18 protein-coding genes, 1 pseudogene and 1 riboswitch are annotated in these 24,331 nt (G+C 57.1%); of the genes and pseudogenes, 7 read left to right on the top strand and 12 right to left on the bottom strand.

Going from position 1 to position 24,331, the window contains the following annotated elements; genetic code table 11:
• Nucleotides 1-19 precede the first annotated feature (19 nt).
• From guaA to EL26_RS19235, 4 genes are all read right to left on the bottom strand, one after another.
• Nucleotides 20-1,555 carry a glutamine-hydrolyzing GMP synthase gene (gene guaA, locus EL26_RS19250; RefSeq protein ID WP_173424632.1) on the bottom strand — a complete coding sequence of 512 codons (1,536 nt, stop codon included), beginning with the start codon at nt 1,553-1,555 and terminating at the stop codon, nt 20-22.
• Between the two features lie 113 nt (nt 1,556-1,668).
• Nucleotides 1,669-1,768: riboswitch (purine riboswitch) on the bottom strand.
• 61 nt (nt 1,769-1,829) lie between these two features.
• Nucleotides 1,830-4,076 carry a transglutaminase TgpA family protein gene (locus EL26_RS19245; protein WP_038092878.1) on the bottom strand — a complete coding sequence of 749 codons (2,247 nt, stop codon included), beginning with the start codon at nt 4,074-4,076 and terminating at the stop codon, nt 1,830-1,832.
• On the bottom strand, nt 4,060-5,286 hold the full coding sequence (locus EL26_RS19240; protein WP_038092875.1) for a DUF58 domain-containing protein: 1,227 nt from the start codon (nt 5,284-5,286) through the stop codon (nt 4,060-4,062). Before EL26_RS19240 ends, EL26_RS19245 begins: the two co-directional genes overlap by 17 nt.
• 2 nt (nt 5,287-5,288) lie before the next feature.
• The gene (locus tag EL26_RS19235) at nt 5,289-6,281 is read right to left on the bottom strand and encodes an AAA family ATPase (protein WP_052036595.1); all 993 of its coding nucleotides are present in this window, start codon (nt 6,279-6,281) and stop codon (nt 5,289-5,291) included.
• Between the two features lie 287 nt (nt 6,282-6,568).
• On the opposite strand from EL26_RS19235, the gene EL26_RS24120 reads away from it, so the two are divergent.
• The 3 genes from EL26_RS24120 to EL26_RS19220 all read left to right on the top strand — a co-directional run bounded on the left by EL26_RS24120 (nt 6,569) and on the right by EL26_RS19220 (nt 12,366).
• Nucleotides 6,569-10,831 carry an S-layer homology domain-containing protein gene (locus EL26_RS24120; RefSeq protein WP_161780758.1) on the top strand — a complete coding sequence of 1,421 codons (4,263 nt, stop codon included), beginning with the start codon at nt 6,569-6,571 and terminating at the stop codon, nt 10,829-10,831.
• A gap of 148 nt (nt 10,832-10,979) precedes the next feature.
• Nucleotides 10,980-11,888 carry a DMT family transporter gene (locus EL26_RS19225; protein WP_038092872.1) on the top strand — a complete coding sequence of 303 codons (909 nt, stop codon included), beginning with the start codon at nt 10,980-10,982 and terminating at the stop codon, nt 11,886-11,888.
• Nucleotides 11,889-11,970: 82 nt separating this feature from the next.
• Nucleotides 11,971-12,366: a VOC family protein gene (locus EL26_RS19220; protein WP_038092867.1), complete on the top strand. Its 396-nt coding sequence runs from the start codon at nt 11,971-11,973 to the stop codon at nt 12,364-12,366.
• A 29-nt stretch (nt 12,367-12,395) separates the two neighbouring features.
• Here EL26_RS19220 and EL26_RS19215 read toward each other — a convergent pair.
• A pseudogene (locus EL26_RS19215) lies at nt 12,396-12,770 on the bottom strand (aldo/keto reductase); the annotation flags it as partial.
• A gap of 152 nt (nt 12,771-12,922) precedes the next feature.
• Between EL26_RS19215 and EL26_RS19210 the strand changes: the two are divergent.
• Together EL26_RS19210 and EL26_RS19205 are read left to right on the top strand one after the other, a co-directional pair.
• Nucleotides 12,923-13,285, top strand: a complete 363-nt coding sequence (locus EL26_RS19210) for a winged helix-turn-helix transcriptional regulator (RefSeq protein ID WP_038092864.1) — start codon at nt 12,923-12,925, stop codon at nt 13,283-13,285.
• 104 nt (nt 13,286-13,389) lie between these two features.
• Complete coding sequence (locus tag EL26_RS19205) at nt 13,390-14,766, top strand: TIGR00366 family protein (RefSeq protein WP_152559332.1); 1,377 nt, start codon at nt 13,390-13,392, stop codon at nt 14,764-14,766.
• A 98-nt stretch (nt 14,767-14,864) separates the two neighbouring features.
• On the opposite strand, the gene EL26_RS19200 is transcribed toward EL26_RS19205, so the two are convergent.
• The 3 genes from EL26_RS19200 to EL26_RS19190 form a co-directional block, all read right to left on the bottom strand.
• Nucleotides 14,865-15,401 carry a hypothetical protein gene (locus tag EL26_RS19200; protein ID WP_038092861.1) on the bottom strand — a complete coding sequence of 179 codons (537 nt, stop codon included), beginning with the start codon at nt 15,399-15,401 and terminating at the stop codon, nt 14,865-14,867.
• Nucleotides 15,398-16,474: a murein hydrolase activator EnvC family protein gene (locus tag EL26_RS24115; protein WP_052036593.1), complete on the bottom strand. Its 1,077-nt coding sequence runs from the start codon at nt 16,472-16,474 to the stop codon at nt 15,398-15,400. Before EL26_RS24115 ends, EL26_RS19200 begins: the two co-directional genes overlap by 4 nt.
• A gap of 109 nt (nt 16,475-16,583) precedes the next feature.
• Nucleotides 16,584-18,557, bottom strand: coding sequence for a hypothetical protein (locus tag EL26_RS19190; RefSeq protein ID WP_038092859.1), 1,974 nt, complete (start codon nt 18,555-18,557; stop codon nt 16,584-16,586).
• Between the two features lie 105 nt (nt 18,558-18,662).
• On the opposite strand from EL26_RS19190, the gene EL26_RS26515 reads away from it, so the two are divergent.
• Entirely contained in the window at nt 18,663-18,794 is a 132-nt protein-coding gene (locus EL26_RS26515) for a hypothetical protein (RefSeq protein ID WP_274518901.1), read from the top strand.
• A gap of 175 nt (nt 18,795-18,969) precedes the next feature.
• Nucleotides 18,970-20,007 carry an adenylate/guanylate cyclase domain-containing protein gene (locus EL26_RS24110; RefSeq protein ID WP_238546152.1) on the top strand — a complete coding sequence of 346 codons (1,038 nt, stop codon included), beginning with the start codon at nt 18,970-18,972 and terminating at the stop codon, nt 20,005-20,007.
• Nucleotides 20,008-20,085: 78 nt separating this feature from the next.
• Here the strand turns inward: EL26_RS24110 and groL are convergent, their stop codons facing one another.
• From groL to EL26_RS19165, 4 genes are all read right to left on the bottom strand, one after another.
• Entirely contained in the window at nt 20,086-21,714 is a 1,629-nt protein-coding gene (groL, locus tag EL26_RS19180; protein WP_038092856.1) for a chaperonin GroEL, read from the bottom strand.
• Nucleotides 21,715-21,789: 75 nt separating this feature from the next.
• The gene (gene groES, locus EL26_RS19175; RefSeq protein WP_038092853.1) at nt 21,790-22,074 is read right to left on the bottom strand and encodes a co-chaperone GroES; all 285 of its coding nucleotides are present in this window, start codon (nt 22,072-22,074) and stop codon (nt 21,790-21,792) included.
• Nucleotides 22,075-22,379: 305 nt separating this feature from the next.
• The gene (locus EL26_RS19170) at nt 22,380-23,147 is read right to left on the bottom strand and encodes a DUF4230 domain-containing protein (protein ID WP_038092851.1); all 768 of its coding nucleotides are present in this window, start codon (nt 23,145-23,147) and stop codon (nt 22,380-22,382) included.
• Between the two features lie 197 nt (nt 23,148-23,344).
• Nucleotides 23,345-23,905, bottom strand: a complete 561-nt coding sequence (locus tag EL26_RS19165; RefSeq protein ID WP_038092848.1) for a hypothetical protein — start codon at nt 23,903-23,905, stop codon at nt 23,345-23,347.
• Nucleotides 23,906-24,331 lie beyond the last annotated feature (426 nt).

Genomic DNA, 24,331 nt, shown 5'->3' with positions numbered 1-24,331 from the left:
CTCTCTCGTTGTTTTTTTCCTATTCCCACTCAATCGTCGCCGGCGGCTTCGACGTGATGTCGAGCACGACGCGGTTGACGTTGCCCACTTCATTGACCAGTCGCGTGGACAGGCGTTCCAGCACTTCGTACGGAATGCGCGCCCAGTCCGCCGTCATCCCGTCACGCGAGGTCACGGCGCGAATCCCGATCGTGTACGCGTAGGTCCGCTCGTCCCCCATGACGCCGACCGATTTGATGTCCGGCAGCACCGCGAAGTATTGCCAGATCTCACGGTCCAGACCCGAACGCTTGATTTCGTCGCGCACCACCCAGTCGGCGTCGCGCAGAATGTCCAGCTTCTCCGCCGTCACGTCGCCGATGATGCGAATCGCAAGACCCGGACCCGGGAACGGTTGACGCCAGACGATCTCGTCCTTGATGCCCAATTCCGTGCCCGCCGCGCGCACTTCGTCTTTGAACAGCTCGTTGAGCGGCTCGACCAGTTTGAACTGCATGTCTTCCGGCAAACCGCCGACGTTGTGGTGCGACTTGATCGTCGCCGCCGTCGCCGTGCCGGATTCGATGATGTCGGTGTAGAGCGTGCCTTGCGCGAGGAAGTCGAAGTGTCCCAGTTCCTTGGACTCCGCTTCAAACACGCGGATGAACTCTTCGCCGATGATCTTGCGCTTGCGCTCCGGATCGGTCACGCCTTCGAGACGTCCGAGGAAGCGGTCGCGCGCGTCGATTTTCACAACGTTCATCTTGAACTCGCCCGCAAACATCTCCATCACTTGCTCCGCTTCGTCTTTGCGCAGCAGCCCGTGGTCGACGAACATGCAAGTCAAGTTGTTGCCGATCGCCCGATGCACCAGCACCGCCGCCACCGAAGAGTCCACGCCGCCGGAGAGCGCGCAGAGGACTTTTTTGTCGCCGACTTGCTGGCGGATTTTCTCAATCGCCATTTCCACGAACGAGGCGGACGTCCAGTCCCCGGAACATTCGCAAATGTCGTAGAGGAAACGGCGCAGTTGCTCGTTGCCGTATTCGGAATGGTTGACTTCCAAGTGGTATTGCACCGCGTAGAGCTTGCGGCCCGCGTCGCTCATCGCCGCCACCGGGCAGGTTTCCGTGGTCGCATCGACGCGGAAGCCGTTCGGAACGGTGACGACTTTGTCCGAGTGGCTCATCCAGACTTGCTGGCTTTGCGGCTGTTCGGTGAACAACGCCGAGTCGGACGCGACGGAAATCATCGACTTGCCGTACTCGCGGACGGCGGCGCGTTCGACTTTCGCTTGGAAGTGGTGCGCCATCAACTGCATTCCGTAGCAGATGCCGAGAATCGGCACGCCGAGTTCAAAAACGGCCGGGTCGACTTTCGGCGCCCCTTCTCCGTACACCGAGTTCGGGCCGCCGGAGAAGACGATGCCCTTGAGGTTGTATTTCTTCAACTCTTCCGCTGTCGTAGAGAACGGCAGCAACTCCGAGTACACGTTCAGTTCGCGAATGCGGCGCGTGATCAGTTGGTTGTATTGCCCTCCAAAGTCGAGAACAACAACGATCTCACGGTTTTCCATGAAAGTCATCTCCTTCTGCAAATAAAAAGCACCTGTTCTTCCTCTTTCCCCCTTAGTATGGAGTACCTCCACAAGGGTATACGAGGAAGAACAGGTGCACGTGTCCAGTCTGCATGCACGATGTCGAACCTCGTAGTCGGCACTTTACGGGAGCCGGTAGAAACTGCCGGGCCATATCCCCGGCTTTATACGAGAGCAATTCCGTGTTCGACATCATTCTACTGCAAAAGACGAACATTCGTCAACTCAATTTGTCGTATCGTTCGTTTACTGCTTACTTGCGGCGCTTTTGGCGTCCCGCTTTGCGGACAAGTCGTGTCCACAGGTCACGGATTTGATGGCGATCTTTGTCCCCCACCGACGCTTGCCCGTAGCGCACGCGCTCAAAAATTTTCGCCAGCGGCACCATTTCCCGCCCGCTCAATTCTTTGGCGCTCGACAGTTGCTGCGCGTATTCGCGCAACGTCATGTCGCTTTGGCGACGCCAGCCGAGTTTTTCCAAGACGAGAAACAGGCGGACGACCGCGTTCAACACCACGTCTCCGTCGCCTCGGTAAGCGCGGCGCAAGTAGTACGCCGTCATCAACTTGCGGCGGTTGAACAGCGCGAGGATCAGCGCGGCGATCGCCGCATAGCCGACGTATTGCCCTACAGCTTTCCAGTTGATCTCGATGCTGTACGAGGTCTTGGTCGGATGGTCTTGCGTTTCGTTTTTGTCGCGCTTGGCCGGGTCGGTCGGAACCGGCAGCGGCGCGACCGTTTCTTGGTCCTGCTTGTAGTTGCGCTGCATGTTGAACGTCGCCGTCGGCTCAAACGCAACCCAACCGATTTTATCAAAGTAGATCTCCGGCCAGGAGTGTGCGTTTTTGTTTTTGACGACGTACTTGTATTCGCCCTCGACCGGGCTCTTCCAAGAAAGATCGGGGTCGCCCATCGTGAAACCCTTGACCCAGCGCGCCGGCATGCCGAGCGCGCGCGCCATCACGACCATCGACGACGAGAAATGGTCGCAATAGCCGCGTTTGGAATCGAACAGAAACTGATCGACAAAGTCCTGGTCCGCTTTGGGAACCGGGACGTTTTGCGTGTCATAGATGTAGTTGGAGCGCAGGTACGATTCCAGCGCCAACGCGCGTTCATACGGCGTCTTGGCGTCCTTGGTGATCTCTTTCGCCAAGTCTTTGACCCGCTGCGGCAGGGTGGTCGGAAGTGAAACATACGGCTCCATCCCGCGCGTGATCGTCGGGACGTTCGCCCCTTTCAGCGCCTTCTCGTCAAAAAACGGAATTTGCGAGACGACGGTGTAACTGTCGCCCTTGTACAGCGAGGTCAAATCAAAGCGCGAGTCGATGCCGCTGTAGCGGGTCTGATCGGACGCATTTTGGATGTCCGCAATCCCCGTCATGCGGTATTGGTTGAACACGACCGGCACCATGTTTTGCTCAAACGAGAACGTCTGCTTGATTTCCTTGGTGTCCAGAATCGTGTCTTTCGCCTCCGACACGGACGTGTTGGCCAGCATCCCGCCGACATCGAGCAAGCTCAACTCGTCCATGTTGCCCGCTTCGTAGTTTTGGTACGGCTTCAAGTTCTGCTTGACGCCGACCGGGATGCCCAGCGACCCGGACAGCCAGCCTTTGCCGGTGTAGACCGTTTTCGCCTCGCCTCGGAAGTAGCCTTCTCCCGCCGTCGTGACGGTGAACACCACCGAGTCGTCCATTTCAAACGGCCCGCCGAGTTGGCGGTCGTCGTTGCCGTAGCCGATTTTCTGGTGCACGGGGCCGTCCCCGCTCTTGCCTTGCAAAAACGCCACCGGGTCCGGCCAAGACGGCGCTTCGTGTTTCGGCGCCGCCGACGCCGTGCCGACGACGACCAGCGAGAGCGCGATCGTCCAGAGCAGCCATTCCGCCGGCCAGCCCTTGATCTTGATCGGCATGCGCGCCACGCGCTCGATGAGCGGCAGTTGCATGAACGCCAGCATCACCAAGCCGACCAACAAAAACTGCACGATGTGCCACTTCGCGTCCTCCACAAAAAACGTATCGAGCACGCCCAGCCCCACCGTCCCCAAAATCAGGAACAGAAACATCCAAACCCGATGGCGCAGCGCCTGCCGGAACGTCGTCTGCAGCAGCAGCAACGCCACGAAAAATCCGGTCGTACGCGCGCCTTCCGACAGCATCGGAAGCGACACGGAAAACGCGCTGGAAATCGCGAAGTACAAGTCGAGCAACCACGCACTCACCCAACCCGGATCGTAAAACGGCACGTTCGGATAGTACAAGATCTTCAAAAACACCAAGACCAGCACCAGTTTCAGAAGCGACCGCCACGCCCAGTGGCGAAGCGCGTAATCAATGACAAACAAACATCCGACAAACAAGGCAAACGGGAACACAGACGGCATCCGGGTCGCTTCGCCGAACGGGAGCAGGAGCTGGAGCATCCAGTACCAGATCAGCGCGAACAACACCAGTTCCCGGGCTGCGCTGCCCGTGACCCATCTAGCTGTTCGAAGCATAGCCCACCGGCCCCCTTAACACGTCGTCCAATTCGTTTTCGTCGCGAATCAGGTGCGTGACCACCCCGAACGTGGTCATCTTCCCGATGCGCGCATGGTCGGCTTCTTCCAGTTGACGTCCGCCGACGAAGTAGAACACTTCCGCTTTGATCTTGCGGTGTTCCAAAAAACCGATCAGTTGCACAAGTTTGTCGTCCAGCACCGGCGTCAGCAACACGGCGGTGCTGCCGCGGCTCAAGTAATTCACTTCGCGCAAGATCGTGTCGGTGAAATCGTCCGCTCCGTCCGGCTGCACGATCGCCAAATGCTCGATGATCCGCATGTATTGCTCCAAGTTGCGGCTTTGCGGGATGCTCATGCGTTCGCGGCCGTACGAGACGAGGCCGACGGAGTATTTTTTGGTGATCGCGTACTTGGCAAGCGATGCGCAGGTGGTGACCGCCGTTTCAAACAGTTGGTTCGACGTTCCGAGGTACGCCGCTTCCGAGCGGTTGAGGAAGAACATCAAGTCATTGGTGACGTGCAATTCGAACTCCTTGGTCTTCAACTCGCCCGTTCTTGCCGTCGCCCGCCAGTGAATGCGCGAGAGGCGGTCGCCGGGCGCGTACTCGCGCACGCCGATGACGTTGCTCGAATCCTCCGACATGCGGTTTTGCGCGTAGGAAGAGCCGGCGTTGAACTTGTTGACGGTGTGCCAGTGTTTGATCGGGATCACTTTCGGGTAGACGGTGATGTCGTCAAACCGGCGATGGACGATTTCTTTTTTGAAGAGTCCGAACATGTCGCCCGTCGTCAGGTACGTGTCGCCCAATTGGAACTTGCCGCGCGGCATGTTCGGCAGGGAGTAGGTGAGGCGGAGTTTTTTGTTGAAGCCGGGGAAGTGCAGTTCGCGGTTGGTGCCGCTTTGCAGCAAGAGACGCGTCGGCAGCGAGTCTTCGAGCACCAGCCACGGCAGGGGCCAGCGGCCTTGGACTTCCACGAGGATGTCGACGTCGAGCGTCTGTCCCGCCGAGAGCTTATGCGACGAGAGTTTGCGCGTGGACGTCGAGCGCCGCAGCGCGAACCGCGCCGTGCCGAACTCGTACACGGCGAGCAGAATCACGGCATAGAACAAAAACCACGAGGCGAACCCGCCCTGGAACTTCCCGTACGCAAACGTTGCAAACAGCAGGGTGAGCCAGAGAATGTATCGTCCTGTCGTCTTCCACACGCTTATCTCACCTGCTCACGGGTGACCGGCACCGGAATGCCTCTCAAGATGTCGGACAGCACTTGGTCGACCGATTGGCCGCCCAGACGCGCTTCCGATTTTAAGATGATGCGGTGTCCGAGCGTCACCGGCACCAGTTGCTTCACATCGTCCGGCACGACGTAGTTGCGGCCGAGCACGAACGCCAGCGCTTGTGACGCGCGGAAGAGCGCGAGCGAACCGCGCGGAGAAGCCCCGAGGTAGACCGCTTGGTGTTTGCGGGTTTCCGTGGTGATCTTGACGATGTACGAACGCAGCGATTCGTCGACGTGCACTTCGCGGACTTTGCGCTGCATCTCTTGCAGCGTCTCCAAGTCGGTCACTTGCTGGATCGCTTCGATCGGGTGCGCCATCTGCTGGCGGGAGAGCATGTCGATCTCGTCCTCCTGCGACGGGTAGCCGAGGTTGAGTTTGAGCAAGAAGCGGTCGAGTTGCGCTTCCGGCAGCGGGAACGTTCCTTCGTACTCGATCGGGTTTTGCGTCGCCATCACGAGAAACGGAGACGGCAGCTTGTACGTGACACCGTCGACGGTCACGTTGCTTTCTTCCATCGCTTCGAGCAACGCCGATTGCGTCTTCGGCGACGTGCGGTTGATTTCGTCGGCGAGCACGACGTTCGCCATGATCGGGCCCGGACGGAATTCGAAGTCGGCGGTTTTTTGGTTGTAGATGGAAATCCCCGTCACGTCGGACGGCAGCAAGTCCGGCGTGAACTGGATGCGCTTGAACGAGCAACCCAAAGTCTTGGCGAGCGAGCGGACGAGCATCGTCTTGCCCACGCCCGGCACGTCTTCGAGCAGCACGTGCCCGTCGCAAAGCAGCGCCACCATGCACAGCTGCACGGCGCGGGACTTGCCGACGATCACTTGCTCCACGTTGCTCACGACTTTGTTGAGCACGTCATGCGGGTTATCGAAATCACGGTTGATCAAGTCTTTTTCGGTATATTGCATCATTCGAACAGTCCTCCACTTCGAGTTTGAAAACTTCCAATATCATCCTGTTGTATTTCGGCACCGATGGAGGCAATTCCTTTCCTATCAGCGTAGCAGATTTCCCGCGCCCCTGTCGTTGCACAAGTATTGGATACTAGTTTGCCGCAAAAGTTACACGAAAATTCGAAAAAACGGAACAGGAAGTGAAAAAATTATTCGACAGATTGCACTCTTCTGTTTTTTCCCAACTACTCCCATGCTATACTGATGTTCGCAATGTAAATACATATAAAAGGGAAGGATAAATGATGATGACCCCCACTCATAAATGGCTTGCCGTCACGCTCGCGCTGACGATGACCCTCACGCCGCTTGCGGCGTCTGCTTCCTCGACGACCTCGTACCGCGACTTGGGACAAGCGGACTCCTGGGCGCAAGACGCGATCCAAACGGCGCTGTCGCTCGGGCTGATGAGCGGCGACGGAGACGGTCAGTTCCGTCCGCTCGCCGCGATCACCCGCCAAGAAGCGGCCGCTGTGCTGGTCCGTACGTTGAACCTGCCGACTCCGGCGACCGAAACGTCCTCGTTCCAAGACGTGAGCGTCTCCGATTGGAGCCATGCCTCGATCGAAGCGGCCGTCAAAGCCGGCCTGATGAACGGCGACGGCAACCGCACTTTCCGTCCACAAGACGAGATCACCCGCGAAGAGATGGCGGTATTGCTCGTCAAAGCGTCCGGCAACCAAGCGGCAGCCGGAGACAATCTCTCCGTTGCCGACCGCGACAGCATCTCGCCGTGGGCGAAAGGCTACGTCCAAACCGCTTTGGAAAAAGGGCTTCTGCACGGCGACGGCACGAACTTCAACCCGCACGCCCACGCGTCCCGCCAAGAAGTCGCGATGATGGCGGTCACTCTCGCGAAGCAGTTGGCGGACACCCAAAGCCCGTCTGCCACACTTGACAAAATCACCGACTCCTCCGTCGTCCTCGACGGCAAGTCGTACCGAGTGGCGAAGTCCCTCCAAGGACTGCTCTCACTCGCCAACCAAAACGCGCTCGCGGGCGCCAAACTGCGCTTCCAAGCGGACGGCGACACCGTGACGAAATTGACCTCGCTTGAACTGAACGCCGCGGGTGTTGCGGCCGCTTCCGGGAAAGCGGAATTCAGCGGCAACGTCGTGCTTGACGGACAGAATGCGTTGCTCGACGGCAACCTCGTCGTCAACTCCGACTACGTTTCCGTGCAAAACCTCACCGTCCAAGGCGACCTTCGCCTGAACCCGACGGTCCAAAACGACTTCTACGCCAAAAAGCTCCACGTCCAAGGCAAAACGCTCATCGCGGGCGGCGACGCCAACACCGTCGAGTTTGAAGATGCAAGCCTCGGCTCCGTCACCGTAAGCAAAGACGGCGTGCACGTCGACTCCAAAGGCACGACGAGCATGTCCGACGTGGAAGTTTCGGCGAACGCTTCGATCACCGGCACCGGCAAGATCCCGAAACTAAGCGTGGCCTCCACCGTCACGAACTTGCAGCTTGACCAACCGGTGCAGACGTTGGAAGTTGAGGGCGCGTCGACGAAACTGACGCTCGGCACGCACACCAAAATCGACTCTCTAATCCTGCCGAAGGGCGCAAAGATCAGCGACATCGTTTCAAACTATGAGTCCGTCAAAAACAACATCACCAACATTCTGGAGAAACAAGCGGACGGCACGACCGCTCCGTTTCAACAAACACCTCCTGTCGTCACAGGCGGCGGTGGCGGGTACATCCCGGTTCCGACGCCGACTCCGACTCCGACCCCGGCGGAGGTTCCGGCGGTGCAAAGCGTTCGCTCCATCGACACCACCACCGTGGAGATCACGTTTACAAAACCGCTGACAAGCGCGGTTGACGTGTCGTTCACGAACGGTTTGAAAGTCTACTTCGTGCACGGCCCCGACAGCAATAACGTGATTGGGCTTAGCACGATTAAAGTCGTGACGGCACCGCAAACGACGAACGCTTATGAAGTCCTGCTCTCCGGTCAACACACCGGCAAGACCTTCACGGGCACGGCGGTCCAACTCAAAAGCCGCGTCACGTACTCCAACGGTGATCCTGCCGTCGGCAAACGCGTTCTGCTCTTCGATCTGCAAGCCAAGACGCAACGTACGGAAGTTTCGTACACCGACCAAAACGGGGAGTATGCGTTGAGCGGTCTGGTCGCGGGCCATATGTACATCTTGCGAACGGACATTGACCCGGAGGACCAAGAAGTTCCGCCAGCAGAGATCGATCTGATCTACCAGGCTGGCGCTCCGCTCCCGGAACTTCGCTACACTGCCGCAGAGGCCGTAGGTCGCCTGACCTACCCGAATGGAACGCCCGTCAAGAATCGACAACTCACCTTCGAATCTCCTGCAAATCAACTCGTATTGGGCGGGATCACCGATACCAACGGGTATTTCCGAGTCGCGAATCTGGTTCCTGACGAAACCTACAAGATTTCCGTCCGCTCCCAATCCGACCCGAATTCGCCGTACGTCGAACCTTTCCCGTTCACATGGACGTATGCTCCGAGCCGAGGAACGCAAGGTCCGGTCAAGATCCCGGAAGTGAAAATGGTCCTGCCGAACCTGACCGGCACCTTGACCGATGCGACAGGCGCCGGGTTGACGAGCGGCTGCCTCATCCTGCGGTACCAAGGCGTTGGGTACCAACCGCCTGTCAACAAGTACTCCCCTATGGATTTTAGTGGAAATTATCGAATTTACTTGCCGGACGGTTCCTACACGTTGGAACTTCATGACCAATCCCATAGTAACGGCGATCCGCAACCGGTGAATATCAACGTGTCCAACGGCGAAGTCACGACATCCAAGCAGCTGGATTTTGCAGCGTCTGCCTTGCAGCTGACAGGCAAGATTGTCGATGCCAACGGAGACCGAATTCCGTACGCACAACTTCACCTCGTGAAAAACGGGCAGACAGTTTATCAAGGCATCTCCCGCGAGGACGGCACCTATGGGATCGGCGGCAACTGGCCCGATGGGACCTATACCCTGACCGTGTTGGACAACACGTCGGATATTGTGAACACCAGCCAGTTAACGTTGAAAACCGGCGAAATCCTCACCCACGACATCCCGCTTTTCGTTCAAAAACCGACCGTCACCGCCAAAACCGGCTGGACGAACTTGCGTCGCGGAGAACCGTTGCTCGCCCAATCGAGCATGCCGGGCTTCCTCTATCTCGTTTCTTCCGACGTGACGGTCACCGACGCCGTCTCTCTGCAACAAGCGGTGGAGAACGGACAAGCGTACCTGCACTCGGAGGTCATGCCGGACCACGTCTACAACTTCGATACGTCCCATGTAACGCCGGGCTTTTACAGACTCTATGCGATGAATAACGGTCACATCTCCGAACCCTCCACCGAAGTTTTCGCGATCGACGATTCCACTCCGGTGCAAACGTTGCTCGACACCTCCATCGGCCAACTGAAAATCGACGACAGCGCAGACGAACCGGTGCAAGGCATCGAGTTCATCCCGTCAGGCACAACCGCCGGACAGCTGCTCGCCGCCGTGCAAACCGTGCCGGGCGTCACCGCCAAAATCACCGACTTTGGCGGCAACGCAGTCGCGGATGAAACACCGATCAACGCGAATATGCAATTGCAAACAAACAGCGACGGCGACTTCAAAACCTACTCGCTCGAACTCGCGCCGGAAGTAAGCCCGTATTACGTCCAAGCTGTCGACAGCTCTGTCGGGGAGCCGATGTACAGCAAATACGGCAATATCGAATCACTCTCGATCCAAGCGGGCACGACGGTGCAACAACTGATCGGCGCGGTCACGCTCGCAGACGGCGTCACCGCCCGAATCGTCTCGGTTGCGGGCGGCACCCGCCAACCTGTCACCGACACGACGACGGTGATCGATCCTGCCACCATGAAACTGGAAGTCAACAACATGGGAGAGCGGGTTCTCACCGACCTCGTCACGTCTTCCGGCGTGATCGACAAATCGATCGCCGGCACGAACATCGGCAACCTCGATCTCGACGGCCAAGGTCGAGTGGCTGGCATCAAAAACATCCCGTTCGGCACAACCGTTGACGCCATCAAAACAGCGATTCACACCGCAACTCCGAACGTGGGAGTCCAAGTGCTCGACCGTTCGATGGGCTCTGAAATCACCGACCGCTCCAAACCGCTCAACGAGCACATGCGTCTCGCGTTGATCGCGTCCGACAACACGGTCAAGGAATACACCCTGTCCCTCGCCGATTCGGAAGCGTCGTTGATCGTACTCGCTCCGTTCCGCCATGCGGGCACGACCGCTTCGGACACTGACGGCGTCGTCACGGGCATCGTCAACGTTCCGCAACACACCAAAGCCACGCTGCTGAAGCTGGCGGCGATCGTGCCGGACGGCTCCCGCGTCGACATCCTCGAAGGACCGGGAGGTCAACCGGTGCTCGACCCGGATCACACCGACGTCACCTCCGGCATGGTCCTGCGCGTCACCTCGCGTCTTGGCGTCACCAAGGAATATACGATCACCCTCTCGGACAAATAAGCAAAAAAGAGAAGAAGCCGTTTACATCGGCTTCTTCTTTGTTTTCTTGCTCTTGCGCGTTCTCCAAGGGTGTACTACAATCGGAAATTAAGCATATATACATTCCGCTGTTCACCCAATTTCATAAAGAGGATCGTGAAAAAAAACCATGTCTGAGCGAATCATCCTGTTGCGACTGTTCAGTGTCTCCCTGTTGTGGGGCAGTAACTATGCGATCAGCGCGTACTTGCTGCGCGACTTTTCACCGATCTTCCTGTCGTTTGTCCGGATCTGCATGACGTCACTGTTTTTGATTTCCGTCGGAATGATCAACGGCGGGTTGCGCAAGCCGACCAAGAAGGAATGGGGCTTGTTGGCGGGCGCCGGGATTTTTGGCACGTTGCTCAACCAAACGTTTTACTTCACGGGCCTGCATCACTCCACCGCGGGCAATGCCGCGCTGATCCTGGCGCTCGCACCGATTTGCACAACGATCTTGGCTCGGATCTTCCTGAAAGAGAAGTTCAACGTGTTCAAGATCAGCGGTGCCATCATCGGCTTGGCGGGCGTGGTGATCATCGTCGTGATGGGCAAGAGCAGCGAATTCGGGCTCTCCATCGGCGACCTCTATCTCTTGCTCGCCATGCTCACGCTCTCCACGTCGCTGTTGTTCATCCGCCGCTTGACGGAATCGCTGTCGTCGTACGCGGTGACGATCTTCTCGACGGTGTTTGGCAGCGCGCTGATGGTCATCCCGTTCACCGGTGAAGCGGTCGCGGGCAGCACGGTGGTCTCGCACAGCATCTGGCTGTGGATCTTGCTCGCCGCAGCCGGGATTCTCAACCAAGGCTTGGCGGGGTTCTGGTGGAACTCCGGCGTGTCGGTCATCGGGGCTTCGCGCGCGGCGATGTTCATGAACGTCCAGCCGTTTATCGCGTTGCTCGCCGGTCACTTCCTGCTCGGCGATCCGATCTTCGGCAGCCAAATCATCGGCGGCATCCTCATCCTCGGCGGCGTCGCCGTCGCCAACAAAAAACCAACCTCCAAACCCGGCGGCACCGTCTCGGCAACCGCCTGATTCCCAAACCTCTGCTCGCCCTCGCGCGACAGAGGTTTTTTTGATAACAGGAAGAATTTAGAAAGTAAAAGGAGTGATTCCCATGTCCGCTGGAGTCAAAAATTTTGCTGTCATTCAACTGCCCGTGAGCCATCTGGAGCGTTCCGTCCGCTGGTACCGCGATGTGCTCGGGCTGCCGTTTTCGTTTGAGTATCAGCCGGAACACACCGAAGCGTGGATGAACGTCGGCGGCGTCGGCCTCGGCTTGATTCAAAGCCCGCAGGTCCCGAATCTCGACTTCCTCGACGCCAAAGGCGTGCCGCAGACGATTTTTCAGTTGCAGGTGGAAGACATCCACCGTGCGTATGACGCGCTGAAGTCGCAAGGCGTGGAAGTCAGCGACATGCGGTTCTTGCCCGGCGGCGGGCACAGCTTCACGTTCCGCGACCCGGACGGTCACCTCGGCGGTCTCTGGGGCGGCTGGCCGAAACAGGAGTAAGAAAAAAGCGACCTGCTCCGGGCAGGTCGCTTTCGGTACAGGCCCGCTTTCGGCCAGTGGATGAGGTAGAGGTCGAGGTAGTCCAAGCCGAGTTTGTCCAAGCTGGTTTGGAACGCTGCTCTCGTTTGTTCGTAGCCGAGGTCGGCGTTCCAGACCTTCGAAGTCACGAACAGATCTTCCCGCGAAAGCCCGGTGGCGGCGAGACCTTCTCGAATCCCTTGGCCCACGCCTTGCTCATTGCCGTAGATCGCGGCGGTGTCGATGCTGCGGTAGCCTTTTTGAATCGCGGTCTTCACCGCGCGGACCAGTTCGCCCCCTTCTGCTACTTTGAACACGCCGAGGCCGAACCAAGGCATTTGCACTCCGTTCGACAACGTGGCGGTCGATTGCAGATTCATCGTCATGTATCGAAGTACCTCCTCGGGTTACTGGTATTGTTCGTTCATGCCTTGTATTATGGGGTATAGAGTTCCCGAAGAGTAGAACGTACTTTTTTGTGAGATAGGTACCTCAATGTACCCTTACACCGACGCCCCAGCGAGCAGGAGGTTCTGTCATGACCGAAAAAAAATACAACATCTCCGTCGAAGCCACTTTGGAAGTCATCGGCGGCAAATGGAAAACCGTCATCCTCTGCCATCTCACGCACGGCACCAAACGCACCAGTGAATTAAAACGCCTCATGCCCAAGATCACGCAGAAGATGCTGACCCAACAACTGCGCGAACTGGAGCACGACGGCGTGATCAACCGCATTACGTACAATCAAGTTCCGCCCAAAGTCGAGTACGAACTCAGCGAGTACGGACGGAGTTTGACCGGCATTCTCGACTCGCTGTGCGCGTGGGGGGAAAAGCATATCATCCGAGTCTACGGCGATAAGCACGCCGTGCTGGAAGACAGCGTTTTAAACAAGTAACAGAAAGTCCCCGCTCCGATTACGTGAGCGGGGCTCTTTTATTTGATCGATTTTTGCTGTATTATACATATGTAAATATTCCGATATTCAAGGAGGTCAATCTCTTGTTCGCGAGACTCACGAACTTTTTTGTCCGGTATGTGCAACGGTTTATGCCGGACCCGTACCTGTTCGCCATCATCCTCACGTTCTTGGTTGTGGTGCTGAACTTCTGGTTGGTTCCGCAGGCTTCGATGTCGGGCCTCATCAACGCGTGGTATGAGGGTGTCTGGGGCAAGTCGAATATCTTTACGTTTGCCTTGCAGATGACGTTGATCCTCGTCTGCGGCACGACGCTGGCGCAAGCGCCGCTGATCAAGCGCGGTCTGGTCCGCCTCGCCGCGTTGCCGAAAAACCAAGTGCAAGCGGCGATCCTCTGCTTCCTGACCGGTGCGATCGGCTCGCTGATCAACTGGGGCCTCGGCCTCGTCATCGGCACGATCTTGGCAAAGGAAATCGCCAAGCGCTTGGAAAAAATGGACTTCGGCTACGTCGTAGCCGCTGCGTACATGGGCTTCATCGTCTGGACGTCCGGCTTCTCGTCGTCGATCGTGCTGGCAAACGCCGACGCGTCGTCGTCGCTGAACATCATCTACAAAATGACCAAACAAACAGTCGGTGTCGGGGACACGGTCTTCAAAGCGTACAACCTCATCCCCGTGTTGCTGACGTTGGTAACGTTCCCCTTCATCTTGAAATTCATGGCTCCGAAAAACATCAAGACGGTCAACCGCGACCTGTTGATGAAAGCGGATGCAGAGGCGGCGGCGGCGGCAGAGCAAGCCGCGAACGCGCCCAAGACGTTTGCAACCCGCGTGGAAGGTTTGTGGATTTTCAACCTCTTGCTGGCGGCGGCGGGTCTGTATGAGTTCTTCGGGCCTCTGAAAGGGCAAGTTACGATCAACACGATGATTTTGCTGTTCACGGTGCTGGGGTTGCTGTTCCACTGGACGCCGATCCGCTACGCCCGCGCGTTTGTGGATGCGGCGAAATCGGCAGGTTCGTTGCTTCTGCAGTACCCGCTGTACGGCGGCATCATGGCGCTGATGGCGTACGTTCCGGCGAAAGGCATCGACCCTCTGGAAACGGTGCTCGCCCGCGACCTCGTCTCGGCGGCCTCCGTGCATACGCTGCCGTTCTTGAACTTCATCGGTTCCTGCCTGATCACGATGTTCGTCCCGTCCGGCGGCGGACACTGGGCGGTGCAAGGCCCGATCTCCATCGAAGCGGCGATGGCGTTGAAACAGACCGCTCCGGAGTACTTGGGCAAGATCTCGATGTCCGTCTCGTTTGGCGAAGGCGTGTTCAACATGGTGCAGCCGTTCTGGGCGCTGCCGGTCATCGCCCTCGCCGGGCTTACGATCCGCGACATCATGGGGTATTGCTTGATGGCGCTGATCTTCGGGTTTGTGTTCTTCGGCGGGTGTTTGTTGATCTTCTAAGCAAGTTTCCAGAGCCTCTCGAATCTTCGTCGGTAATGGGAACGCTTGTCGCCTTACTCCAAAAAAATCCCTCCTGCTCGTAAGCGGGAGGGATTTTCTCATGGTGCCGAAAACTTTTTCGCCGAGATGACGGCGTTTTGAAGGGAGGCGGATTTGATGTCGCCGGTGTTTGGATTGCTGGTTCGAAACACTTCAAACACGCCGTCTGAAAGTTCCCGGATGTTCTTCAATCTCTGCTGTTGATCTACGGTCAACGGTTTGTTGTCCTTGATCTGGCTGTTGAGCTCGAAGACTTGTTGCATGGCGCGGTCGAGTCCTTGGTGGATGACCTCCCACGACTCTGTGTTGGGATTCGCTCCGGTCAAATTGCTCGTTAAATCCAACGTGCGTTGATTGGCACCGTCCATGTGCGCCGTCAGCAACCCCATTTGAAAACTCACGGAGGCCGGGTCTTTCAGCATAGAGTCAATGGAGGAGCTTACTTGCAACAGGTCTTCGCCCGCCGCCGTGAAAGTTCGGGCAAGATAGTATCGCTCCGCTGCCTTGTGTTGGTTGAAGAGATAGACGTTGGTCCCAACCGAACCCAGGAGCGCGAGTATCGCAACTCCGAGGATCGCAGTTTTTGTTTGGATCATTGCAAATACCCCATCGGGTTGATGTAGTTCATGCGGCCGCCGGAGACGCCGTTGGCGATCGCGAAGTGCAGGTGCGGGCCGGACGATTCGCCGTCGTTGCCCGTCGCGCCGATCACTTCGCCCTGTTGGACCCGCTGCCCCGCATGCACATAAACTCCGTTGCCGAACATGTGGCCGTAGACCGACATCAGGCCGTTGTCATGCAAGATGACGATCCAGTGCCCGAAGCCTTCCGCCGTTCCCGCCGCCCAGACCGTGCCGTCCGCCACAGCCGTGATCGGCGTGCCCACCGGGGCTCCGATGTCGATACCCTTGTGGAATTCGCCGCCGCTGCGCAGTCCGTAACCGGACGTGATTATGTGCGAACTCGGCACCGGCCACGCAAACGTGCCGCCGCCCGAGGGCGGGATGATCGTCCCCGCCGCCACGCCGTCCGCGTAGCTTTGGTACGCCGCCACGCCCGCCGCTTCCAGGTCGGCAATCTCTTCGTCCTTGACGGCGATCTGGTTTTGCACGTCTTGCGCTTTGCTTTGCAGGTCCGCTTCCATCGCGTTCAATTCCGCCTGCTTGCTTTTGCGCAGTTCGTTTTGCGCGTTGAGGTCGGACTGCTGTTGCTTGAGTTGGTTTTGCGTGTTTTTGTAGTCCTCGATGATCGAGTTGTCTTGCTGTACGATCATCGACAACAATTGCATCCGATCCAGGAAGTCGCTGAAATTGGTCGCATCCATCAACACGCTCCAAAACGAGACGTCCCCGCCCTCGTACATGGTCTTCACGCGGCCTTTGAGCTTGACCTTCTGCTCTTCCAGTTTCTGTTGCGTCGAAGCGATTTGCTTCTGCAGATCGGCGCTCTTCTCCATCGCGGCTTGGATGTCTGCCGTCAATTTGTCTATATCTGCCTGTGTGGCTTGCAGTTGTTGGTTGATTTGATCCTTCTGTGCGCGCAGTTGATCCGCTTGTTGCTTCGCGGTATCCAGCGCCTCGTCTGCCCATGCGCCGTTCGGGGTACTCCCCGTGACCAGCAACACAGCAAGCAGACCGGTCAGCAGCTTGTGCAGGTTTTTTGGTTTCACTCCAATACTCCTCTCCGGCTGTCGAAGTCTGTCGGAACCTCTTCGTCGACATAACGTGATTGTCCTGCCGGGAGTTAGGAGTTGAAACAGTTTGTTCACATTGATGGAACTATTTGTACGTGATCTGCAAGTCGGTCGGGCCGCCGTATCGCGTCAGCACCCAAGCTTCTGCGCCGTCATGCCGCACGCTCCAGCCCGGCGTTTCCACCTGCAAACCGGACGGGGCCCAGAACTTCAACTGCTGCAAGCCTTTGCTCTTCACTTCAACTGTGACGCGCAATCCGTTCTGGCGAACGGTGACGGGGAGATTGGCGCGCAGGAGGTGCGGCGGGTCGGTCGGCCTTTTCGGGAGCCCGATGGTGAACGCGGCTTTTTGCCACACGCCGAAGTAGATCGAATTGCCGCGCCGCGTGTAGATGTCCGCATCGGTCGACACGCCTTCGTTGGCATAGCGCTCGCCAAGCAGCACGTGCACGCCCAACACCTTCAGATCATCCCCCAGCCCCTTCGAATCGGCGGGCGGTGTCACGGTCAACGTGTACACCCGCGCGTCGCTGCTCGTGTCCGGCACGAGCTCCACGCGCGAGCCCAGCACCGTGCGAAACGTGCGGAACATCTGCTCTTCCGTCATGAAATTGTAGTCGTGCCCGCGACGGAACCGATCGGCGGACAGGACGGTTTTTTCCGCATCGGAGAGGTTGCTGGGCAGTCGCAGGCTGAGCGGCAGGTCGTGCCTTGCGAGCGACGGGTCGGGGTTCGAAATCGGGTTGAACACCAGCAGCGGCAACGTCTCGTCTCCCTTCGTCCAGAAAAAAGGAACGTTCCACGCCGTCTGTCGCTCCGGCCGAATCCCTGAATTCCACGCGATGCCGCTCTGTACTTCAAGAGACAGAATCTGCGTCGGGTCGGGCGGGAGGGGCGTCTGCTGATTGGCGCCGATGTGCTTCCACGGAAGCCCGTACGCGGCAAACGCCCGGCGGTGCAGGGAAAGTTCTCGTTGCGTGTCCGCGGGAGAGGCGGGCGGCGTGAACAGACGGGCTTGGATGTCGAGACCGGCGTTTTGCATGTTCTGAAGCGTGCGCTTCAACTTGTCACGCTCGGGAAACGCCGGCGAGTCGATCGGCGGGTCCATGCGGTACTCCGCCAGATTGACACTCTCCATCGTGCGGGCGAGCGAGAACGACGGGATTTCGTCGTGCTGAATGGCTAGGTCGAGGAGGCGGTCCATCGTGCCGTTCTTGACGTCGGAAGTTCGTTGGATCGGCGTTTGCATCGCCATGGCGGGTCGCCCGTAGGTGCCGAGGACTTTTTTGACGACGAAGCCGGTGTATTCCAAGGCGGCATAGGCGGCGAACTCATTTTGCAGGAGGTAGTTGCCCGCCGCGAGAAAGCCGCTGCCGTTCGCACGGGTTGGCAACAGCGCGTTTGCGAAAAAAACCGCCCCTTCCCCCACTCGGTTTACAGTAAAAAGCGAGAGGTCCTGCGCGCTCGCCAGCGTCTCGGCGGTGGAAGGCACCAGACCTGTGCCGCACTGGTTCTTGGCGACGGAAGGACCCGCACCTGTGCAGCTTAGCGAAGCGTCGGGAAGTGCGTCGAGTAGTTCCCGGTAGTCCTTGACGACACTTTGCAACCCGCGCAGGTTCTGGCGGACTTGCGGGAAGTCGAGGCTGTGCGGGGGTGCGGAGAGCGCACGAAATTCCTTCGCCCCGAGGAAGTCGGGCGCAAACGCTTCGTGCACGGCGTCCTCGACGAAGAGGAAGCCGCCGTGTTGGACAAAAGTCTTCAACTGGTCGGCGATCCGGGCGCGGTCGGGGTCTTGCAACAGCGTCGGATCGACGTAGACCAGGCGGTAGGTGGAAAGCGGCACGCGCTCCAGTTCGGAGAACGGTGCGCTCGTGACGGTCAGATTGGCGATGAGCGATTGTTTCCAGTTTTGCAAGGCGTCTTGGTAGCCGGTCGTTCCCGTTTCATACAACACCAACGCCCGCAACTCGTCCCGTTCCTCGCCGTAGACAGACGAATACAGACACACGCTGGCGACGAGCGAGCAGACGAGGGTGATGAGCAGTAGTTTTTTCTTCATGCTGGCACCACGTCCTATACCCTGTATTTCCTTCTAGAGTTTCCTACTCTTGGGCGGGTATGCGATAAGAAAAAAGCGAAAGCCGTGTGCGAGGCTTTCGCTTGGATGGGAGCGGATGCAGTTAGCAATGTCGGGAAGAAGCGTTTCATCAGCCAAGTGATCAAGAGAATCCCGACGATCACCAACACAAAATTCACGAGGTTCATCCAATGCCCGGCCCCGATCATCATCGCATAAACCAACGCGAAGAGCCCCTAAAAACCAAACTTCCACACTTGATTCATCGAGCTCGCCCCTTGAAAATCTAATAATTCCCATTTATCACACTTCATAAGGAATTGCTTGCACATCCACCCAAACGACATTTAGAATTAAAGAAATGTCTGTTGTAAAGGTGACGATCATTTTGAAGGTGAACAACTCATTTCGCAACCGCGAGCTGTGGAAACGCGACCTCCGCTTGATGTTGGTCAGCGGTTTTTTTGGTGTTATGGTCGGGGTCATGAACTCGTTTCTCCATGAAGACATACTGATTTGGAACGCCTTGACGGGAGCGTTGACCGGCATGGTGACGTCGTTGTGCATCACGTCGGTGGAGCTTCATGTGTTTGCCCGCTATTTGCGCAGGACTCGATTTCTGGTGGCCGTGTTCATTCGGACGGTGTACTACACGGTGACCGTTACGTTTTGGTTGACGATGTCGTACGGGTTTGAGCAGTTTTTGAAATCGCATCACTTTCAGATCGAGATCGACCGCTCGTTTTACGTGATGGCGCTGCTGATCTTGGTGGTGGCGTTTCTGTTGAACGTCTATGTCATGCTCAACCGGCTGTTGGGACGTCGGGTGCTCGGGTACTTTCTGACGGGGAAGTATCACCGGCCGGTGGAGGAAGAGCGGGTGTTTATGTTTTTGGACATTCAGGGCTCAACGCAGATTGCCGAGCAGTTGGGCGATCTTCGGTATCAGGACTTTCTGAATGACTTTTTCTACGACATCACCGGGAGCATCCTGCGCTCGCACGGTGAGATTTACAAATATGTGGGCGATGCGGTGATCGTGTCTTGGCCGGTCAAGCTCGGCGTGAAGCAGGGCAATTGCTTGAAGTGCTGCAAGTCGATCTACGAGGTCTTCCAGCATGTCGAAGGGCGCTACCAGCAGAAGTACGGCTTGGTTCCGAAGTACCGCATCGGGTTGCACGGCGGTCCGGTGGTGGCGGCGGAGATCGGCGACAACAAGCGCGAGATCGCGTTCCTCGGCGACACCGTCAACACCGCCGCCCGCCTGCAGGAAGAATGCAAAGTTCAAGGCGTCGAATGCCTGATCTCCGGCGACCTGTTCCAGCGCATCCACGCCCAGCCGGACGGGCGCTGGTTTCAGTGGGCGCGCATCGGCGACGTGAAACTGCGCGGGAAGGAACAGGATACCGAGTTGATTCGGGTGTGGTTTTAAAACAACGCCCGCAAAAACGCAAAAAAAGAAGGCCCCGCGCGGGAGCCTTCTTTTTCATTGTGCCGTACGGCGGGCAGATTACATCATGCCGCCCATACCGCCCATGCCGCCCATATCCGGCATGCCGGCTGCTTTCTTCTCCGGCTTGTCAGCGATGACAGCTTCGGTGGTGAGGAAGAGAGCTGCGACGGATGCCGCGTTTTGCAGTGCGGTGCGGGTGACTTTCGCCGGGTCGACGATGCCGGTTTGCAGCATGTTCACCCATTCGCCGTTCGCCGCGTTGAAGCCGATGCCGATTTCCTCTTTCTTGAGGCGCTCGACGATGACCGCGCCTTCGAGACCTGCGTTGGTCGCGATTTGACGGATCGGAGCTTCGAGAGCTGCGCGGACGATCGCGAGGCCGGTCGCTTCGTCGCCTTCGAGTTCTACTTTGTCGAGGGCGCGGATGACGTTGACGAGCGCGGTGCCGCCGCCGGAGACGATGCCTTCTTCAACCGCAGCGCGGGTTGCGTTCAGGGCGTCTTCGATGCGCAGTTTCTTCTCTTTCAGTTCGGTTTCGGTCGCAGCGCCGACTTTGATGACCGCTACGCCGCCGGAGAGCTTCGCGAGGCGCTCTTGGAGCTTCTCTTTGTCGAACTCGGAAGTGGTTTCTTCGAGTTGCGCTTTGATTTGGTTGACGCGTGCGGTGATGTCGTTTTTGTCACCGGAGCCGTCGACGATGATGGTGTTTTCCTTGGTGACGCGAACTTGACGCGCACGGCCGAGTTGATCGACGGTGGTCGATTTCAGGTCGAGGCCGAGCTCTTCGGTGATCACTTGACCGCCGGTGAGAGCCGCGATGTCTTGGAGCATCGCTTTGCGGCGATCGCCGAAGCCCGGAGCTTTGACCGCGACGCAGGTGAAGGTGCCGCGCAGTTTGTTGACGATGAGGGTTGCTTGCGCTTCGCCTTCGACGTCCTCTGCGATGATCAGGAGCGGACGGCCGGATTGCACGACTTTCTCAAGAACCGGCAGCACTTCTTGAAGGTTGGAAATCTTCTTGTCGGTGATGAGGATGTACGGCTCGTCGAGAACCGCTTCCATTTTGTCAGCGTCGGTGACCATGTACGGAGACACGTAGCCGCGGTCGAACTGCATGCCTTCGACCACTTCAACTTCGGTCAGGAAGCCGCGGGATTCTTCGACGGTGATGACGCCGTCTTGGCCGACTTTCTCCATCGCTTCTGCGATTTGTTGGCCGACTTCTTCGTCGCCTGCGGAGATCGCCGCAACGTTTGCGATCGATTCTTTGCCGGAGATCGGGGTGGAGATCGCTTTGATCTCTTCAACCGCCGCGCGAACGGCTTTCTCGATGCCGCGACGCAGACCGATCGGGTTTGCGCCTGCGGTGACGTTCTTGAGGCCTTCGCGGATCAGCGCTTGTGCCAGAACGGTCGCGGTGGTGGTGCCGTCGCCCGCTACGTCGTTGGTTTTGGTGGCAACTTCCTTCACGAGTTGCGCGCCCATGTTCTCGAATGCGTCTTCGAGTTCGATTTCCTTCGCGATGGTTACACCGTCGTTGGTGATCAGCGGGGAACCGAATTTCTTCTCCAGAACGACGTTGCGGCCGCGCGGGCCGAGGGTGACTTTCACCGCGTCAGCCAGGATGTCAACACCGCGCAGCATCGCACGGCGTGCTTCTTCGTTGAACTTAATTTCCTTTGCCATGTTCGAAAACCTCCTACCGTTGTTGGTTTACGTATTGGGAAAAGCGGGTTGGTGTTCTATGTGGGGTCGTACGGTTTAGCGCTCTACGACTGCGAGAATGTCCGCTTCACGCAGGATCAAGTATTCCACACCGTCGTACTTCAGTTCGGTGCCTGCATACTTGGAGTAGATCACGCGGTCGCCAACGTTGAGTTCGAGCGGCACAACAGCGTTCCCTACGATCTTGCCGGAGCCAACGGCGATCACTTCGCCCTCTTGCGGCTTTTCTTTGGCGGTGTCCGGCAGGAACAGCCCGGATGCGGTTTTCTCCTCACGTTCTACAACTTTGATGACGACGCGGTCACCGATCGGCTTAATCATGAAAAAAACCTCCTCGAGAACGTTATTGTTAGCACTCACTAGACCAGAGTGCTAATTCCAATTCTTATGATAGTCAAACCTGAAATTCTTTGCAAGAGTCTCGCGCAAAAAATTTTTGTAAACATTTTTTGACCACACAAGTATTCAGGGTCTCCTCGGACACTGCCCATTATACGGGTTGTCCTCGTTGGAATCTATGAGAGACTTTCGCGAATGAGAACGAATTTTTCACCAATCGCCGGACAAAAAAAGACAAGGCCCGTGGAAGGTCTTGTCTTTTTGACGTCTTGGAGGTGAGTCGGCGGTTAGTCGTGGTACGTGACGATCACGTGGTAGCCGAATCGGTCGTAGAGTTTTTGCAGCGCCTGCGTTGCGTTGTCCTCTGCGGTTTTGATCAGGCCGGCGTCCTTGGCTTGCTGGTTGAGGCGCTCCTTGACGGACGCCTGCGAGATCAGGTTGACGCCCTCCTCGGCGCTGTAACCCGCGCGAAGCAGCCCCTGATCGGTGTAGACTTTCACGTCGTTCATCTGGATGCTGTCGTCGAGAATCTTGGCGTGCGGGAGGGAGATCTCGACGGTCTTGGCGCTGTCGTCGAGCTTGATGTCGGAGTCTTGGACCGCTTTCAAGTCGACGCCGGACGTGATCTTGGCGGGAACGATGATCATATAATGGCGTTTCGTGCCGGGGATGTCCGCCGAGATGTCCATGCCGAACAGCTTGTTGTCCGAGCCTTCGATGGTGGTCATCACGTACGCTTGGGCGGTCGCGAGCTCCGCCATGCCTTGCACGCCGGTGACGAAGGATGAAATCGTCGGTTTGTTCTCTTTGCCGAAGTACGCGTACACTCCGCCGCCGATCAGCCCGAGGGCGAGGATTGTCAGGACGGAGCGGAAGACGAAGCGCTTGACGCGCTTTTTGACGCTCCGTTTCGGTTTTTTGAACGCGGGAAGAGAAAGTCCCTGCAGAAGATCTGCCGCCAGCGCAGCCGACGCTTCCGTATGGCCTTCTCGAAGCTGTTCGAGGACGGTCTCCAGTTCGCGGATCAGTTCCTCTTGATTTGTGATCGTCTTCATCGGCTCTCCTCCTTCCTCAACGGATTGTGCGCGATCTATCTCTAGATGTATTTATGTCACCTTTGGAGTTTCATTCTAACATGATCTTGACCGACACAACAGAGTCCCAGTCACAGCATTCCATATGTACACGAAAAACCGCACTGGTTGCTCTTGCGGTCAGTACGTTTTTCCTCCGATTGAATCTAAGGACAGCATTAAGAAAGCGCCTTGCGGATCTTCCCCTTAATCTCATCTGTAATTTCTCCTGTGTGGTGCAACGTCTCCAACTCTGGGATCGATAAAACCATGAACCCTTGACGGACAACAGAACAGGTCGACAAAACTTCGTCATAAACGATCTGCACTTGGAGTTTCGTGTCTGCTTCGCCCGATTGACCTACTGCATAATCGTATATCACGCTCTTGTTCCCAACCGAACTTACCAAATAACATCCACCCCCGCTCTCCCACCAGCTGTAGAAGGTAAGAAAGCATTCTTTTAACGCCTCTTCGGAGTCAAAGAACTCCCGATAAAATTTCTCATACCCATAAGGAAACGTGTCCATTTCTTTAATTTGTAAAAAAGAAAGTGTTTCTTCCCATGCATATGTGAGCTGCTTAAACTTCTCATCCAGTAAGCCGATTGGCTTCAATCGGGGAAACTTCGGCCTTCCTTGGGACACAGGAAGCAAAGCATTTTGCAAATACACCATGAAATTCAACGCCGCTGATGTGTCAAAAGAAACAATCAGTGAAGAGGAATTAGTGATTCTCATTGTGACTTCCTTTCTAAAAAAGGGACGTTTGCTTTCACAGCGAACGTCCTTTTCATCCTTAGTAGATGTCAATCGGAATCGTACAACCGGGTTCAACCCCCGCAGTACCCGGATCAAAAATAAAATCCCCAGTCAGCGTAGCATAATACCTCCCAGGTGCCAAATTGTAACCGAAACTGCTGGTCACTCCAGTTTTCGTTCCATTCAGACATAATCCCGAAAAATCTTGCTCAAACGCCCAAGAGCCATCCATTCTTGTAACCGTTACACTAAGATTATAGTAATAAGGGCCTACAAAAGTGGGTTTTACACTCCACGAAACGGAGCGGTTTGACGACATCCAGTTGATCGTTGCAGTTCCACCATTGACGCAGCACGCAACTTCATAAAAACTCACCCGCAAAAATTATTTTTATATTATAAAAT

The organism is Tumebacillus flagellatus (genome assembly GCF_000714935.1).
GTDB lineage: Bacteria > Bacillota > Bacilli > Tumebacillales > Tumebacillaceae > Tumebacillus > Tumebacillus flagellatus.
Note: the sequence above shows the minus strand (reverse complement) of the source record. Positions and strands in the feature narration are given on the sequence as shown.